The organism is Halobacillus amylolyticus (genome assembly GCF_022921115.1).
Classification (GTDB): Bacteria; Bacillota; Bacilli; order Bacillales; family Halobacillaceae; genus Halobacillus_A; species Halobacillus_A amylolyticus.
This window is the reverse complement of record NZ_CP095075.1, coordinates 2,085,277-2,101,850: the sequence shown is the minus strand read 5'-3', so window position 1 is coordinate 2,101,850 and position 16,574 is coordinate 2,085,277. Positions and strand designations below refer to the sequence as shown.

Annotated in this window: 16 protein-coding genes, 1 pseudogene and 2 riboswitches; of the genes and pseudogenes, 16 read left to right on the top strand and 1 reads right to left on the bottom strand. The window is 45.2% G+C overall.

The window, feature by feature from the left end; genetic code table 11:
* Positions 1 to 37: 37 nt before the first annotated feature.
* On the top strand, positions 38 to 1,576 hold the full coding sequence (gene guaA, locus MUO15_RS10810) for a glutamine-hydrolyzing GMP synthase (RefSeq protein ID WP_245029202.1): 1,539 nt from the start codon (positions 38 to 40) through the stop codon (positions 1,574 to 1,576).
* Positions 1,577 to 1,656: 80 nt separating this feature from the next.
* Positions 1,657 to 1,758: riboswitch (purine riboswitch) on the top strand.
* 234 nt (positions 1,759 to 1,992) lie between these two features.
* On the top strand, positions 1,993 to 3,327 hold the full coding sequence (locus MUO15_RS10805) for an NCS2 family permease (protein WP_245029200.1): 1,335 nt from the start codon (positions 1,993 to 1,995) through the stop codon (positions 3,325 to 3,327).
* 170 nt (positions 3,328 to 3,497) lie between these two features.
* Here the strand turns inward: MUO15_RS10805 and MUO15_RS10800 are convergent, their stop codons facing one another.
* Entirely contained in the window at positions 3,498 to 3,923 is a 426-nt protein-coding gene (locus MUO15_RS10800) for an Hsp20/alpha crystallin family protein (protein ID WP_245029198.1), read from the bottom strand.
* 185 nt (positions 3,924 to 4,108) lie between these two features.
* Between MUO15_RS10800 and MUO15_RS10795 the strand changes: the two genes are divergently transcribed.
* From MUO15_RS10795 to purH, 14 genes and pseudogenes are all read left to right on the top strand, one after another.
* A complete protein-coding gene (locus tag MUO15_RS10795) occupies positions 4,109 to 4,678 on the top strand; it encodes a DUF2179 domain-containing protein (protein ID WP_245029196.1) in 570 nt (189 codons plus the stop codon).
* Positions 4,647 to 4,847 carry an NETI motif-containing protein gene (locus MUO15_RS10790; protein ID WP_245029194.1) on the top strand — a complete coding sequence of 67 codons (201 nt, stop codon included), beginning with the start codon at positions 4,647 to 4,649 and terminating at the stop codon, positions 4,845 to 4,847. Before MUO15_RS10795 ends, MUO15_RS10790 begins: the two co-directional genes overlap by 32 nt.
* 83 nt (positions 4,848 to 4,930) lie before the next feature.
* Positions 4,931 to 5,031: riboswitch (purine riboswitch) on the top strand.
* Positions 5,032 to 5,190: 159 nt separating this feature from the next.
* Positions 5,191 to 5,682, top strand: a complete 492-nt coding sequence (purE, locus tag MUO15_RS10785) for a 5-(carboxyamino)imidazole ribonucleotide mutase (protein ID WP_245029192.1) — start codon at positions 5,191 to 5,193, stop codon at positions 5,680 to 5,682.
* A complete protein-coding gene (gene purK / locus MUO15_RS10780) occupies positions 5,672 to 6,799 on the top strand; it encodes a 5-(carboxyamino)imidazole ribonucleotide synthase (protein WP_245029190.1) in 1,128 nt (375 codons plus the stop codon). The genes purE and purK overlap by 11 nt, the downstream gene beginning before the upstream one ends.
* A gap of 18 nt (positions 6,800 to 6,817) precedes the next feature.
* Positions 6,818 to 8,110, top strand: coding sequence for an adenylosuccinate lyase (purB, locus tag MUO15_RS10775; RefSeq protein ID WP_245029188.1), 1,293 nt, complete (start codon positions 6,818 to 6,820; stop codon positions 8,108 to 8,110).
* Between the two features lie 71 nt (positions 8,111 to 8,181).
* Positions 8,182 to 8,904, top strand: coding sequence for a phosphoribosylaminoimidazolesuccinocarboxamide synthase (gene purC / locus MUO15_RS10770; protein WP_305853238.1), 723 nt, complete (start codon positions 8,182 to 8,184; stop codon positions 8,902 to 8,904).
* The gene (gene purS / locus MUO15_RS10765) at positions 8,892 to 9,137 is read left to right on the top strand and encodes a phosphoribosylformylglycinamidine synthase subunit PurS (protein ID WP_245029185.1); all 246 of its coding nucleotides are present in this window, start codon (positions 8,892 to 8,894) and stop codon (positions 9,135 to 9,137) included. The genes purC and purS overlap by 13 nt, the downstream gene beginning before the upstream one ends.
* Positions 9,138 to 9,821 carry a phosphoribosylformylglycinamidine synthase subunit PurQ gene (purQ, locus tag MUO15_RS10760; RefSeq protein WP_245029184.1) on the top strand — a complete coding sequence of 228 codons (684 nt, stop codon included), beginning with the start codon at positions 9,138 to 9,140 and terminating at the stop codon, positions 9,819 to 9,821.
* Positions 9,805 to 11,876 (top strand): annotated as a pseudogene (purL, locus tag MUO15_RS10755) (phosphoribosylformylglycinamidine synthase subunit PurL); the annotation flags it as partial. The gene purQ and the pseudogene purL, both read left to right, overlap by 17 nt.
* 21 nt (positions 11,877 to 11,897) lie before the next feature.
* Complete coding sequence (locus MUO15_RS21665; RefSeq protein WP_256464118.1) at positions 11,898 to 12,032, top strand: hypothetical protein; 135 nt, start codon at positions 11,898 to 11,900, stop codon at positions 12,030 to 12,032.
* On the top strand, positions 12,008 to 13,420 hold the full coding sequence (gene purF / locus MUO15_RS10745; RefSeq protein ID WP_245029183.1) for an amidophosphoribosyltransferase: 1,413 nt from the start codon (positions 12,008 to 12,010) through the stop codon (positions 13,418 to 13,420). Before MUO15_RS21665 ends, purF begins: the two co-directional genes overlap by 25 nt.
* A gap of 18 nt (positions 13,421 to 13,438) precedes the next feature.
* The gene (gene purM, locus MUO15_RS10740; RefSeq protein WP_245029182.1) at positions 13,439 to 14,461 is read left to right on the top strand and encodes a phosphoribosylformylglycinamidine cyclo-ligase; all 1,023 of its coding nucleotides are present in this window, start codon (positions 13,439 to 13,441) and stop codon (positions 14,459 to 14,461) included.
* Entirely contained in the window at positions 14,458 to 15,036 is a 579-nt protein-coding gene (gene purN, locus MUO15_RS10735) for a phosphoribosylglycinamide formyltransferase (RefSeq protein WP_245035969.1), read from the top strand. The genes purM and purN overlap by 4 nt, the downstream gene beginning before the upstream one ends.
* Positions 15,033 to 16,568 (top strand): bifunctional phosphoribosylaminoimidazolecarboxamide formyltransferase/IMP cyclohydrolase, encoded by a 1,536-nt coding sequence (gene purH / locus MUO15_RS10730; protein ID WP_245029181.1) that lies wholly within the window; start codon positions 15,033 to 15,035, stop codon positions 16,566 to 16,568. The genes purN and purH overlap by 4 nt, the downstream gene beginning before the upstream one ends.
* Positions 16,569 to 16,574 lie beyond the last annotated feature (6 nt).

Genomic DNA, 16,574 nt, shown 5'->3' with positions numbered 1-16,574 from the left:
TCGCGGGTAAGTTCCCGTAATTAAGGAGTTGAGTTTTATGGAACAAGTTAAAGGCATGATTCTCGTGCTTGACTTTGGAAGTCAGTATAATCAACTGATTACTCGCCGAATTCGCGAATTTGGTGTGTATAGTGAGCTTCACTCTCATAAACTGACAGCTGAACAAATCAGAGAAATCGATCCTAGCGGGATTATTTTGTCAGGTGGTCCGAACAGTGTGTATGGAGAAGATAGCTTCCGCTGTGATGAAGAGTTGTTTGAATTAGGTATCCCTGTGCTTGGCATTTGTTACGGAATGCAGCTGATGACTCATCATTTTGACGGGAAGGTAGAGCGGGCGAAAGAACGTGAATATGGCAAAGCAGAAATCTCAATTAATGAAGATCCTTTATTGTTCCGGAAAACTCCGAAACAGCAAACCGTGTGGATGAGTCATAGCGACAAAGTGATTGCTGCCCCATCAGGGTTTCAAGTAGATGCGACAAGCTCATCCTGTCCGGTAGCCGCTATGAGTAATGGTGATACGAAAATGTATGGAGTACAGTTCCATCCAGAAGTTCGTCATTCAGAATACGGCAATGATCTGCTGCGCAGCTTTGTATTTGAAGCTTGTGAAGCGACAGATGATTGGACAATGGAACATGTGGTAGACATGGAAGTCGAAAAAATCCGTGCAGAAGTAGGGGACCGTAAAGTATTGTGCGCCCTCAGTGGAGGCGTTGACTCTTCTGTTGTTGCAGCACTTATTCATAAGGCGATTGGCGATCAGTTGACATGTATATTCGTTGATCATGGGCTGCTTCGAAAAAATGAGGCCGACGATGTCATGCGGACCCTTGGAGACGGTTTTCAAATGAACATCATAAAAGTCGATGCTAAAGATCGATTTCTTGGAAAACTGGCAGGTGTCTCGGACCCAGAGCAGAAGCGGAAAATTATCGGTAATGAATTCATCTATGTATTTGATGATGAAGCTGACAAACTAAAGGATATCGATTTTCTCGCTCAAGGAACACTTTATACAGATATTATCGAGAGTGGCACCGAAACGGCACAAACCATCAAATCCCATCACAATGTGGGCGGCTTACCCGAGGATATGCAGTTTAAGTTAATTGAACCTTTGAATACGCTATTCAAGGATGAAGTCCGTGCCCTTGGAACAGAACTTGGTGTTCCTGACCATATTGTTTGGAGACAGCCGTTCCCTGGGCCAGGCCTTGCGATTCGTATTCTTGGTGATGTGACGGATGAAAAGCTTGAAATCGTCCGCGAGTCAGATGCAATTTTGCGTGATGAAGTAAAAAAAGCAGGGTTGGATAGAGATATTTGGCAATACTTTACTGTGCTTCCGAACATCAAGTCTGTCGGGGTCATGGGGGATGAACGGACTTACGATCATACCATCGGCATCCGTGCTGTCACATCGATTGATGGGATGACATCAGATTGGGCGCGTATCCCGTGGGACGTGTTAGAGAGAATTTCTACACGTATCGTTAACGAAGTCGATCATATTAATCGAGTCGTGTATGACGTAACGAGTAAACCACCGGCAACAATTGAATGGGAATAAACGAATATTATCGTTATTGAATTTTGTTAATGTTCGGTTTTTAGTTGACGTAAGATGTAGACCCTTGTATGATAAGGAAACAATAAAATGAATAGCATTGTCGTATAATTTTGGGGATAAGGCCCATAAGTTTCTACCGGACTACCGTAAATGGTCTGACTACGTCAAGGAAGAGCCACACGTTTATTTACGTGCTGGTTCATTCCTTAGTAGATTCGTAGAAACACTCTTGGCCGATAAAGCCAAGAGTGTTTTTTGGTAGAAAAGCGAACGTGTCTTGTTGTTCAGCGAAGACAAATGACCTCGATATATGCACGATTCAATCGATATATGCGCGATTTAAGCCGGGATGGGCGTATTGCATTCAAGCAACCGAGAAAAACTAACAGGAAGTGCACAAGGGGAGGAACACAGCAATGAAAAAATATTTTAAGTTTAAAGAAGCAGGAACGAACTACCGGACAGAATTTTTAGCTGGGATGACAACATTCCTGGCGATGGCCTATATCCTATTCGTCAACCCGTCAACACTTGCACTGGTTGGTGTTGAAGAACTGCCAGAAGGCGTGACGCGCATGGACCAGGGGGCTGTATTTACAGCGACAGCCATCGCCGCCGCTGTTGGAACATTGATAATGGGGGTGCTGGCTAAATATCCAATCGCCTTAGCCCCGGGAATTGGCTTGAGTGCCTTTTTCGCTTATACGGTTGTCCTCACTTACGGTATTCCATGGGAGACAGCTCTAGCAGGTGTACTAGCATCTGGTCTTATTTTTATCGTACTAACAGTCACAGGCTTACGCGAGATGATCATCAATGCCATTCCGGCTAACTTAAAGCTGGCGGTTGGAGCCGGGATAGGCTTGTTTATTGCTTTTATCGGTTTTCAAAATTCCGGGATCGTCCAAAACAGTGACGCGACATTAGTGACACTTGGCGATTTAACAGAACCAACAACATTGCTTGCGATTTTTGGAATTATTGTATCTATTATTTTCTTATCGCTTGATGTGAAAGGCGGCATTTTTTACGGAATGATCCTGACCGTAATTGCTGGAATGGTGACAGGTCTTATCACGCCGCCTACATCTATCAGTGAAGTCGTCGGGCCTGCACCGAGTCTAGCTCCAACCTTTGGCGAAGCTTTCACCCACTTTGATGATATTTTCACTGTGCAAATGCTTGTCGTCATTTTAACTTTCCTATTCGTTGATTTCTTTGACACAGCCGGAACGCTCGTGGCTGTGGCGACCCAGGGTGGATTAATGAAAGACAATAAACTTCCACGCGCGGGACGAGCCTTATTCTCTGATTCAGCGGCTACAGTCGTAGGATCCGTTGTCGGAACATCGACGACGACCTCCTATATCGAATCAACCGCAGGCGTTGGGGCAGGCGGTAGAACAGGCTTCGCATCCGTTGTCACAGCAGGATTCTTCCTATTAGCCCTGTTCTTTTCACCATTACTCACTGTTTTCACGCAAGAAGTCACAGCACCTGCCTTAATTATCGTGGGCGTACTCATGGCATCCACTTTGAAAAATATCGATTGGGATGAGTTTGAAATCGCCGTTCCTGCCTTCTTCACAATTGCAGCCATGCCGCTTACCTACAGCATCGCTACGGGAATTGCGATTGGCTTTATCTTTTATCCTATTACTATGTTGTTAAAAGGACGAAAAAAAGACATTCATCCAATCATGTATCTGCTTTTCGTGATTTTCATCTTGTACTTTATATTCTTAGCCTAAACGCTATTCTAAGCAGAGCAATAACTGTAATGGGTGCTGCCGGCTTTCATAATTGCGCGAAATTGGGACGTAATTGCACGAAATTTTAAATATATGCACATTTGAGGAGTTAATTTGCACGAAACTCTCAATAATTGCACGAAATAGACAGGTAATTGCATATTTCAAATTCACTCGTCCTCAAGGTGGCGGATTCGGATTGGTTTTTGATTGGTCGCATCTGAAATGAAGCGGTGAAGTTGAATGATTAATAGACCATGCTTGTAAGTAGCATCAATTTTGTCACTTCTTACTGCAAAGGGGAGGTCAATGCTGCGCTCAAAGGTCCCTGTCGCAATTTCAGACTTAAGCTGATGGCCGCCGCGATGATTAATTTCGATTCTCCCCGTTAATATAAGTGTAGCATGGTCAACGACAACATCGACGTTTTTTGGATGACTCATGCCGGGAACGTTAACCATACAAAGCAATTCATTGTCATATTGATAGAGATTGATTTGGGGGATGGAGGGTTTCATAAACCCTTCAAAATCTCCGAAGAAATCTTTTCCGAAGAACTGGTCGATGTTTTTTTTCCAATCATTAAATTGGTTCATTCGTACATCATCTCGCTTTCGACAAATGTTTTGAAAAAATCTTATTGTGCCACGAATAACAGATGGTATATAGTTTATGCATGATTGATCTTTTGGGTGAAATGGAAAGCGAAAATGCCATGGCTGACTTAGGTTTCGGCAGGCGTTGCAGCTAGACAGTCCCCTAGCACAGGAGGAATACATGCATGCTTGATAATACCCTGGTGATGGTCACCATCATTTTAGTCGTTAACATCGTTTACGTTTCGTTCTTCACGCTTCGAATGATTTTTACATTGAAAGGCCAGCGATATTTCGCAGCATTTATCAGTATGTTTGAAATCGTTGTCTATATCTTAGGATTAGGGTTGGTGCTTGATAATCTTGATCAAATAGAAAATGTCATTGCTTATGCTGTCGGTTATGGGATGGGTGTCGTCGTTGGGATGAAGATTGAAGAAAAACTGGCGCTTGGTTATACCACGGTGAATGTCATTTCTTCTGATCCTGATATCGAATTTACGAAGTTGCTCCGTGATAAGGGATACGGTGTAACGAGCTGGTATGCTTATGGAATGGAAGGTGACCGTCTGGCAATGCAAATTTTAACCCCGAGGAAGTATGAGTTAAAATTGTATGAAACGATTAAAACCATTGACCCTAAAGCCTTCATTATTGCCTATGAACCAAAGCAGATTCATGGCGGGTTCTGGGTGAAGCAGGTGAAGAAGGGGAGGTTGCGTAATGACCAAGAAAAACAACAAGAAGCGCTTTGAAGTGCACGAAGATGAAACGATTGACCAGTGTTTAGAACGAATAAATAAAGAAGGGTACACACCGATACGCCGTGCAGAGGAGCCCATTTTTCGAGAAGTTGTTCAAAACGGTGAAAAAACTGTGGAGCCTGTAGGAAGAGTGATTGTTTTTCAAGCAGTTAAACAATAAAAGCGAACATTTTCATTTAAAACAAAATTAAATGTTCGTTATTTGCGTTGACAGATACAGTCGAATATTGCTATGATTGAGTCAGAAACTGCATAGAAGAACCTCATATAAGACGGGAATATGGCCCGTACGTTTCTACCCGGATACCGTAAATTTCCGGACTATGAGGGGAGATCAAGCATTCATCTTCTCAACATACGTGTGCCTGTTTATCTCTCCTCATTAGAGGGAGATAAGCAGGCTTTTTTAATACGTAAAGTGGAAAATCCCCTCGTAGACACGTTTATAAGAAGTTCGACTAAACTCGGAAAGTAACAAATCTTTTATCGAAAAGAGGGATTACATGGTTAAAGTAGGAGTCATCATGGGAAGTATCTCTGACTGGTCAACAATGAAAGAGACCTGTAAAATACTGGATGACCTGAGGTTGGACTATGAAACGGAGATCATTTCGGCTCATCGAACGCCTGAGGATATGTTCGCATATGCGGAGGAAGCGCGAGGAAAAGGGATCAAGGTTATTATTGCGGGAGCCGGCGGTGCGGCTCATTTGCCGGGGATGGTGGCAGCTAAAACAACGCTGCCTGTGATTGGCGTTCCTGTTCAATCCAAGGCACTAGATGGGCTTGATTCGCTTCTCTCAATTGTACAAATGCCTGGCGGTGTTCCTGTTGCTACCGTTGCCATTGGAGCAGCCGGAGCGAAAAATGCTGGAATTCTAGCAGCAGAAATGTTCGGAGCTTTTGACGAGGAAATAGCTGGCCGACTTGCTGAATACCGTGTGCAAATGAAGGTAAGAGTGACAGATATGAGGAGGGAGTTACGTGAACAATAACGTGGTACGACCAGGTGGAACGATTGGAATTCTTGGTGGTGGTCAGCTAGGAAGAATGATAGCCGTAGCTGCAAAGCATATGGGGTATCGCATTGCTGTACTTGATCCGACGGAGGATTGCCCGTGTGCACAGGTGGCTGATCATCACATAGTTGCAGATTATGATGATACAGAAGCGGCTGAGAGATTAAGTGAGCTTAGCGATGTGATTACGTATGAGTTTGAAAACGTGGATCTTGAAGTCGCTCGTCTTTTTGAAGGAGCAGAAAAGCTTCCTCAAGGTGCTTACTCCTTAGAGGTGACACAAAACCGTGCTAAGGAAAAGCAGATTGCTGTCGATGCAGGGCTTCCTGTGGCGGCATATGAGATTGTTCAAACGTTTGACCAATTTCAAAAAGCAATGGAAACGATCGGTTTTCCAGCAGTGATTAAGACGGTAAGTGGCGGTTATGACGGCAAAGGCCAGCTTCCTATTGGAAAAGAGGAAGATTTTGATGAGGTGGAGAAGTTCATCAAAGAAGGTGGAACCTATATCGTTGAACAGTGGATCACATTTGATCTGGAAATCTCACAAGTTTTCACGAGAGGTCTAGACGGTGAGATCACCTATTTCCCTGTAGCGGAGAATCTTCATAAGAATCATATTTTACACGAAACAAGGGTGCCGGCGGCGGTTTCGGATAAAGTCCCTAAAAAAGCGCAGGAGGCTGTGAAAGCCCTGGCGGAAAAGATAGGCATTGTCGGCACGTTCGCTGTGGAAATGTTCGTCACAGGTAAGGATGTGTACATTAATGAAATGGCACCAAGGCCGCATAACTCAGGCCATTATACGATCGAAGCTTGCAGTGTTTCCCAATTTGAACAGCATGTACGAGCGATTTGCGGCTTGCCACTGTTGCCGATTCATTCGTTTCCAGCTGCGGTGATGATTAATGTACTCGGTAAACATCAGGATATTTTGCATAGCAGACTGGAGAATTACTCAGGATTTCACCTTCATGATTACGGAAAAGGTGAGGCAAGAACAAACCGGAAGATGGGGCATATCACGTTTATCGGAAATAGTTTAAAAGAAATCGACAAGCAAATAAAGTACAACCAAATTCATATGTGGTAAGCGAAGAGGAGGAAGACGATGATAGAACGTTATACAAGACCTGAAATGGGTTCGATTTGGACCGAAGAAAATAGATACCAAGCTTGGCTTGAAGTGGAACTGTTAGCTTGTGAAGCGTGGAGTGAGCTTGGGGTAATTCCTGAAGAAGATGTTGCTAAATTACGTGAAAAGGCGTCCTTCAATATTGAGCGCATTCATGAGATTGAGGCAGAAACACGTCATGATGTTGTGGCATTCACGAGAGCTGTTTCCGAAACAGTTGGGGAAGAGCGCAAATGGGTGCATTATGGTTTAACGTCAACGGACGTCGTTGATACAGCACTTTCTTATCAACTAAAGCAGGCCAATGAAATTATTCGTAAGGATCTTGTTGCATTTATCGATATTTTGGCCGACAAAGCTGTTGAGCACAAACATACAGTGATGATGGGGCGTACGCATGGTGTCCACGCTGAGCCAACAACTTTTGGGTTAAAACTAGCACTCTATTATGAAGAGATGAAACGGAATCTTGAACGTTTGGATCTAGCCATCAAACATATCGAAGTGGGTAAACTATCAGGGGCAGTTGGGACGTATGCCAATATTGATCCATTTGTGGAAGAGTACGTCTGCGACAAGCTTGGCCTTGCAGCAGCGCCTGTATCGACACAGACATTGCAGCGTGACCGCCATGCGCATTATGTATCAACACTCGCGTTAATTGCCGCTTCTATTGAAAAAATCGCTGTCGAAATTCGCGGCCTGCAAAAGACGGAAACACGTGAAGTTGAGGAATTTTTTGCAAAAGGCCAAAAAGGGTCTTCAGCGATGCCGCATAAGCGAAACCCAATTGGCTCTGAGAATATGACAGGAATGGCTCGCGTGCTGCGCGGTGAAATGCTGACCGCCTTTGAAAATGTTCCGTTATGGCATGAACGCGATATTTCCCATTCTTCAGCGGAACGTGTGATTTTGCCTGATGCTACAATCGCGATCAATTATATGCTCAATCGTTTCGGAAACATCGTGAAAAACTTAACCGTTTTTCCTGAGCGGATGCAAGAGAATATGGAAAAAACATATGGTCTAATTTTCTCTCAGCGTGTTCTGCTAACGCTGATCGATGAGGGCATGGTTCGTGAAGAAGCCTACGACCTTGTGCAGCCAAAAGCGATGGAGGCATGGGAACGCGGTGTTCCATTCCGTGAGCTAATCGAAGCAGATGATAAGATTACATCCACTCTATCCGAACAACAAATCAACGCATGTTTCGACTACAAGCACCACCTGAAAAACGTCGATCGCATCTTCGACCGCATCGGCCTGTAACATACCATAATATGGATGACCAGGTCACGCAACCTTAGGTCATCCATCAAATTCCAAGTGAGGTGTTCGTGATGAAGGGTTCTCTTTTGTATGAAGGTAAGGCGAAGCGGGTTTACCATGTTGAGGGTCAGCCGGAGCAGCTTATTTTATCTTATAAAAATGATGCGACCGCATTTAATGGCAAAAAGAAAGATCAATTTGAAGGTAAAGGACGCCTTAATAATTTGATTACCTCGAAAATCTTTGACTATTTGAAGCAACATAACATACCTTCCCATTTTATTAAAGAACTTAATCATACAGAGCAGCTGGTAGCTAAAACGGCGATCATTCCTCTTGAAGTTGTCGTCCGTAACGTTGCAGCCGGAAGCATTACACGCAGACTCGGCATACCGGAAAAAGAGCGTTTCAACCCGCCGCTTGTTGAACTTTTTTACAAAAAAGATGAATTAGACGACCCAATTATCAATGATCAGCATGCCTATCATCTAACGGATATAAGCAAGGAAGAGCTCGATTCTATAAAGGATAAAGCACTGGAGGTAAACGCGCTTTTAGCGAATCTGTTTAAGCAAACGGGTCTTGACTTAGTGGATTTTAAATTAGAATTTGGCCGGATTGCTGATGGAACGATCGTGTTAGCCGATGAGATTTCACCTGATACATGCCGTCTGTGGGACGACAAAACGGGTGAGAAGATGGACAAAGATGTATTCCGTGAAAACCTTGGTGACCTAATTTCCGTTTATAAGATCATTTTACAACGACTGGAGGAGCACACATGCGCAAAGTAAAGATTTACATCACTCTTAAAGAAGGTGTCCTTGACCCCCAAGGAAAGGCCGTTCAGCATTCCCTTCATTCACTTGAGTACACAAATGTCGGTGAAGTTAGAATCGGTAAATACATGGAAGTTATGATTGAAGACAAAGACAACATTGAACAGCAAGTTGAGAAAATGTGTGATCAGTTGCTCGCAAACCCTGTCATCGAGGATTACTCGTACTCGATCGAGGAGGTTGTCTAAGTGAAGTTTGCTGTCGTTGTTTTTCCAGGGTCGAATTGTGATCGAGACATGGCCTTTGCTATTACGAATGCGTTAGGGGAAGAAGCGGACTTAGTTTGGTATCAGGAAGCCGACCTTTCAAGCTACGACGGGATTCTCTTACCAGGTGGATTTTCTTACGGTGACTACTTGCGTTCTGGAGCGATCGCCTCAACTTCAGGTGTGATTGAACAAATCCGTCAAGCAGCTGAAAAGGGTAAACCTGTGCTCGGTGTCTGTAATGGATTTCAAGTGCTGCTCGAAATGGGCTTGCTTCCAGGTGCGATGCTGCCTAATCAAAACCTTAAATTCATGTGTCATCATGAGACACTACGAGTTGAAAATAATCAAACCCAGTTCACTGATTTTTATAAGGAAAAAGAAGAAATCCAGATACCAATTGCTCACGGTGATGGAAATTACTACTGTGATGAAGCAACCTATCAAACGTTAAAGGAAAACAAGCAAATCGCTTTTACTTACCAAACGAACCCGAATGGTTCTGTTGCCGATATTGCCGGAATTACGAACGAACAAGGGAATGTTCTTGGGATGATGCCACACCCCGAACGTGCCGTCGATGTTTTACTTGGAAGCGAGGACGGATTGCGTCTATTTCAATCGATCTTGACACACTGGAGGAATAACCATGCCATCAATGCTTGAGATTAGTCCAGAACAAATTGAACAGCAGCAGTTATATCGTGAAATGGGATTAAGTGATCAGGAGTTCCGAGCGATTACAGGTATCTTAGGCCGGCGTCCAAACTACACGGAAACAGGGCTATTCTCTGTCATGTGGTCAGAGCATTGCAGTTACAAGAATTCTAAGCCTTTACTGAAAAAATTTCCCACACAGGGCCCGCACGTCCTTCAAGGTCCAGGGGAAGGGGCAGGAATCATTGATATTGGCGACGACCAGGCTGTCGTATTTAAAGTGGAAAGCCATAATCACCCCTCAGCTGTTGAGCCTTATCAAGGTGCAGCGACAGGTGTCGGCGGCATTCTGCGTGACGTCTTTTCGATGGGAGCACGGCCGATTGCCTTATTGAACTCACTGCGGTTTGGTTCTTTGAAACAGCCACGCGTGAAGTATTTGTTTGAGGAAGTTGTGCGCGGCATTGCTGGTTACGGGAATTGTGTCGGAGTTCCAACTGTCGGCGGTGAAGTGCAATTTGATGATGCTTATAACGGTAATCCACTGGTTAATGCGATGTGTGTCGGGTTAATTGATCATAAAGATATTCAAAAAGGGATTGCAGCTGGTATCGGAAATACGGTGATGTACGTTGGGGCAAAAACAGGCCGTGACGGCATACACGGCGCTACTTTTGCTTCTGAAGAGTTGTCTGAAGCTTCCGAAGAGAAACGTCCATCCGTTCAAGTCGGCGACCCTTTTATGGAAAAACTGTTAATCGAAGCTTGTTTAGAGGTAATTCATCATGACGCTCTTGTCGGTATTCAAGACATGGGGGCTGCCGGCCTTACGTCATCCGCAAGTGAGATGGCAAGTAAAGCTGGAACCGGAATGCTAATGAATATGAACTTGATTCCACAACGGGAGGAGAATATGACAGCCTATGAAATGATGCTGTCTGAATCACAGGAACGTATGCTTTTGGTTGTAGAAAAAGGTCGGGAAGAAGAAATTGCTGACGTGTTCCGTAAGTATGATTTAGAGGCTGTATCTGTTGGTGAGGTGACAGACGACAAGCGCTTCCGCCTCGAACATCATGGGGAGACCGTCGCAGATGTGCCTGTTGATTCGTTAGCAGAGGATGCTCCTGTCTATCATCAGCCTTCAGCGGTTCCAGCTTATTATAAAGATTACCAGGAAATGGACAGCTACATGCCGACAGTTACAAATTACGGTGAAACGTTAGCAGATCTCCTCCAGCAGCCGACGATAGCAAGTAAAGAATGGGTGTACGACCAATATGATTACATGGTTCAGACGAATACAGTAGTCAGCCCGGGGTCAAATGCAGCTGTTGTCCGCGTACGTGGAACAGATAAGGCGCTTGCGATGACGACCGATTGTAACTCTCGCTACATTTACCTTGACCCAGAGGTAGGCGGGAAAATAGCTGTCGCTGAGGCGGCGCGTAATATCGTATGTTCCGGAGGACGCCCGCTCGGATTGACAGATGGCCTCAATTTCGGCTCACCAGAAAACCCAGAAATCTTTTGGCAAATGGAAAAAAGCGTGGAGGGGATGAGTGAAGCCTGCTCCGTACTTGGTACACCCGTTATCAGCGGTAACGTATCCCTTTATAATGAATCGTTTGGCGGGCAAGCGATCTATCCCACACCCGTCGTAGGGATGGTCGGGTTAATTGAACAAACGGCTCACATTACCCGCTCCAGTATGAAGCAGCCAGCTGATCTGATTTATATTATTGGTGAAACAAAACCGGAATTTGGCGGCAGTGAACTTCAGGGCATGATGGAAGGCTGTCACTTTGGCAAAGCACCTGAAATTGATCTGCAAATAGAGGTATCTCGTCAAGAAAGCTTGCTACAAGCCATTCGGAAAGGACTCGTGCAATCTGCACATGACATTTCTGAGGGGGGCTTGCTGTCGCCCTTGCAGAGAGTCTATTTAATAAAGAGCTTGGCTGTGATGTTACAGTTACCGGCGACGAAACCACAGCGCTATTTTCCGAAACACAGTCTCGCTTCCTAGTTTCGGTGGCCCAAGAAAATCAACAGACATTTGAATCGCTCATGGACGATGCTAGTTTGCTAGGAAAAGTAACAGGAGATGGGGTGTACCGTCTCAAGTCAAATGGTGAAATCGTTGTTGAAGAGCAGACAGGGAAGTTGAAGCAAATTTGGAAAGGAGCTATTCCATGCTTGGTGAAATCAAAGGCTTAAATGAAGAATGCGGCATTTTTGGCGTCTGGGGTCATCCGGAATCTACACAGCTGACGTATTATGGTCTACATGCCCTCCAGCATCGCGGGCAGGAAGGCGCAGGCATTGTCACGTCAGATGGAGATCATATGAAGATAGCTAAAGGACACGGCTTAATCAATGATGTATTTTCACAAGATAGCTTGAAAGAGCTTGAGGGGCATGCATCCATCGGCCACGTTCGGTACGCAACAGCTGGGGACGGAAGCTATGAGAATATTCAACCACTGATGTTCCGTTCACAAACCAGCGGCCTTGCTCTCGCTCACAATGGCAACCTCGTCAATGCCCAAGCATTGAAAGGTCAGCTTGAAGCCCAAGGTTCCATTTTGCAAACGACATCAGACACGGAGGTCGTCGCTCATTTAATTAAACGGGCGGGAAATGTTCCGATTGATGAAGCGATCTGTCAGGCACTATCGATGATTAAAGGGGCCTATGCTTTCTTAATAATGACGGAGGATCAACTGTTTGTCGCGAATGACCCGCGTGGTCTGCGGCCATTATCGATTGGCTATCTAGGTGATTCCTGGGTCGTTTCTTCTGAGACGTGTGCGTTTGATATCGTTGGCGCAACGTATGAACGTGAAGTGAAACCAGGAGAATTAATTGTTATTGATAAAAATGGTTTGGAGTCAAAACGGTTCGCAGCGCCAATCCAGCGTACACTTTGTTCGATGGAACATGTGTATTTTTCCCGTCCTGACAGTAACCTTGATGGGAAAAATGTCCATGCGTCAAGAAAAAGGATGGGGAAGGCGCTTGCTGGTGAAGCACCGATTGAAGCGGACGTGGTCACAGGTGTGCCGGACTCAAGTATATCGGCGGCTATTGGTTATGCGGAGGCGGCCGGCCTTCCCTATGAGCTTGGTTTAATTAAAAACCGCTACGTCGGCCGGACATTCATCCAGCCATCACAAGAGCTTCGCGAGCAAGGAGTGAAGATGAAGCTATCGGCCGTCCGCGGTATCGTTGAAGGCAAGCGTGTCGTGATGGTCGATGATTCGATTGTACGCGGGACAACGTGCAGGCGGATTGTAAAGATGCTTAAAGAGGCAGGGGCTTTAGAGGTCCACGTCCGTATTGCTTCACCGCCCATCGAGAATCCTTGCTATTACGGTATTGATACATCGACCAGCGGGGAATTGATTGCAGCCAACCATTCTGTCAAGGATATTGAAACGGAAATTGGTGCCGACAGTCTTGCCTATTTGTCGGTTGATGGGTTAAATGAAGCTATTTACCAAGGTGAAGAGTCGATGGAACACGGCGGCTGTACAGCTTGTTTCACTGGTAACTATCCAACCGAGATTTATCCAAACACGGTATTACCGTATGAGAAGGCATAAGGAGAGGAGGGGGACAGCATGAGTCAATCTTATAAACAAGCAGGTGTGGATGTAGAGGCAGGTTACGAAGCTGTTGACCGCATGAAGAAGCACGTGGCACGAACGATGCGCCCAGAAGTGATGGGCGGCCTAGGCGCATTTGCTGGCTTATTTGATATAAGCTCAATGAGTTATAAACATCCTATCCTAGTGACAGGAACAGATGGGGTTGGAACTAAACTTAAGCTCGCGTTTGAAATGGATCAACATGACACAATTGGCATCGATGTCGTAGCAATGTGTGTAAATGACATTATTGCTCAAGGTGCGGATCCGCTATTATTTTTAGACTATATTGCCTGTGGCAAAAATGACCCGGCTAAAATAGAACAAATCGTCAAAGGGATCTCGGACGGCTGTGAACAAGCAGGCAGTGCCCTCGTTGGCGGCGAAACCGCTGAAATGCCTGGTATGTACCAGGAAGATGAATATGACTTAGCTGGCTTTGTTGTCGGAATGGCAGATAAGGAAAAGCTGATTACTGGGCAGCAGGTGCAACAAGGGGATGTATTGATTGGCGTGCCCTCAAGCGGTGTCCACTCGAACGGTTTTTCACTTGTTAGAAAAATCATCGAACAACACAACCTCGATCTTCAGACAATCTATGCTCCTTTTGACAAATCATTAGGTGAAATTCTTTTAACACCGACAAAAATTTATGTGAAGGCGATTCAGGCATTAAAAAAAGCTGTTACTGTAAAAGGGTTAGCGCACGTAACAGGCGGCGGATTCTATGAAAATATTCCGCGCGCGCTTCCTGAGGGATTAGGAGTCAAGCTGGATCAAAACAGCTGGAGCACGCCGGCGGTCTTTGACTTCCTTCGTAAGCATGGAGACTTGACTACTGATGATATGTTTGGAGTGTTCAATATGGGCATCGGCATGGTTGCAGTTGTCGCGGAAGAGGATGTCTCTGCTGCGCTTGAAGCATTGCAAGTGGGAGGAGAAGAAGCACGAATGATTGGATATGTCACGGAACAGAAGGGAATTCATTGGTCATGATGAATTTAGCTGTTTTTGCATCAGGAACCGGCTCTAATTTTGATGCGGTGATGAATGCAATAGAAAACGGAAATCTTGATGCAAGGGTTTCCTTGCTCGTTTCTGATCGAATCGATGCAGGCGTCATTGAGAAAGCACAAAAAAGACATGTCGACACCGTCGTGTTTCATCCTAAATCATTTGCGAATAAAGAAGCCTTTGAACAAGCCTTGCTTGCTGATTGCAAGGACAGAGGGGCAGAATGGATTATCCTAGCTGGTTACATGCGGCTTATTGGTCCGACATTGCTTACGGCATATGAGAATCGCATCCTAAATATTCATCCATCCTTGCTGCCGGCCTTCCCAGGAAAGGACGCGATCGGACAGGCTTTTGACAAAAAGGTTAAAGTTACAGGGGTGACGGTTCATTATGTTGACAATGGCATGGACACAGGACCGATTATTGATCAGGAAGCCGTTCGTATCGAAGCACAGGATAGGAAAGAAGATGTCCAGCGAAAAATTCAAGCGGTAGAGCATGTACTTTATCCGCGAGTCATTCAATCATTAATGGTCAAGGAGGAATCCAAATGAACAAGAAGCGCGCACTTCTAAGTGTTTCTAACAAACAAGGTTTAACTGCTTTTGCAAAAAGCTTAATAGAACTAGATTTCGAACTCATCTCTACAGGTGGGACGAAGCGGACGATTGAAGAAGCTGGCATAGCTGTAAAATCAATCTCGGAGATTACTGACTTCCCAGAAATTATGGATGGACGTGTGAAAACACTGCACCCGTCGGTTCACGGGGGTTTGCTTGCGAAACGCGGCAATGAAGACCATATGAAGCAATTGGCTGAGCTTGGCATCGAAACGATCGACCTTGTCGCTGTAAACCTCTATCCGTTTAAGGAAACGATCGCTAAAGAGGATGTCACAGAAGCGGATGCAATTGAGAATATTGATATCGGCGGCCCGACGATGCTGCGTGCAGCAGCAAAAAGTTTTGAAGATGTCGCTGTGGTGGTAGATCCTGCCGATTATGATGAGGTGATTGCAAGCTTGCAATCAGGTGAGCTTTCTTTTGATGCCCGCAAACAGCTCGCCGCCAAAGTATTCCGTCACACCGCGAATTATGATGCAATGATTGCTGGCTATTTTACAGACGTAACGGAGGAATCGTATCCAGAAACATACACCGTTACATATGAAAAGGTGCAGTCATTGCGTTATGGTGAAAACCCGCACCAAACCGCTGCTTTTTATAAAAAGGCAAATTATGATGGTGCTTCGTTAGCCGATGCTAGACAATTAAATGGCAAAGAGCTTTCTTATAATAACATACAAGATGCCAATGCAGCTTTGGATGTTGTTCTTGAGTTTCAAGAGCCAGCAGCCGTTGCCGTTAAACATATGAACCCATGTGGTGTGGGAACAGGGAAAACGCTTTTTGAAGCCTATGGTAAAGCTTACGCTGGTGACCCGATCTCTATTTTCGGTGGAATTGTTGCCTTGAACCGTGAAGTGGACGAGCAGACAGCAGCAAAACTTAAGGAAATTTTCCTTGAGATTGTGATCGCTCCTTCCTTCAGCCAGGAGGCGCTGGATCTCCTTAAACAGAAAAAGAATCTACGTTTGCTTGAAGTCGAAATGAAGAAGCCAGGTGTCCAAACCCATAAGCTTACTTCTGTAGACGGCGGCTTACTCGTTCAGGATACAGATGAAGGATCACTCGAAGACGTTGAGCTTGAGGTAGCGACGGATCGTCAACCAACGGAGCAAGAGCTGAAGGATCTAGCGCTGGGCTGGCAAGTGGTCAAACACGTAAAGTCCAATGCCATTGTGATTGCAAAGTCCGATCAAACACTCGGTGTGGGTGCAGGTCAAATGAACCGTGTTGGCGCTGCTAAAATTGCTCTTGAACAAGCAGGTAATCAAGCTGAAGGCGCGGTTATGGCTTCAGATGCTTTTTTCCCAATGCCGGACACAGTTGAAACGGCAGCACATGCCGGTGTGAAAGCGATTATTCAGCCGGGTGGCTCAAAACGCGACCAAGATTCGATCGATGCCTGTAATAAACATGGCATTGCGATGGTACTTACGAAAATGCGTCATTTCAAACATTAATCAAGG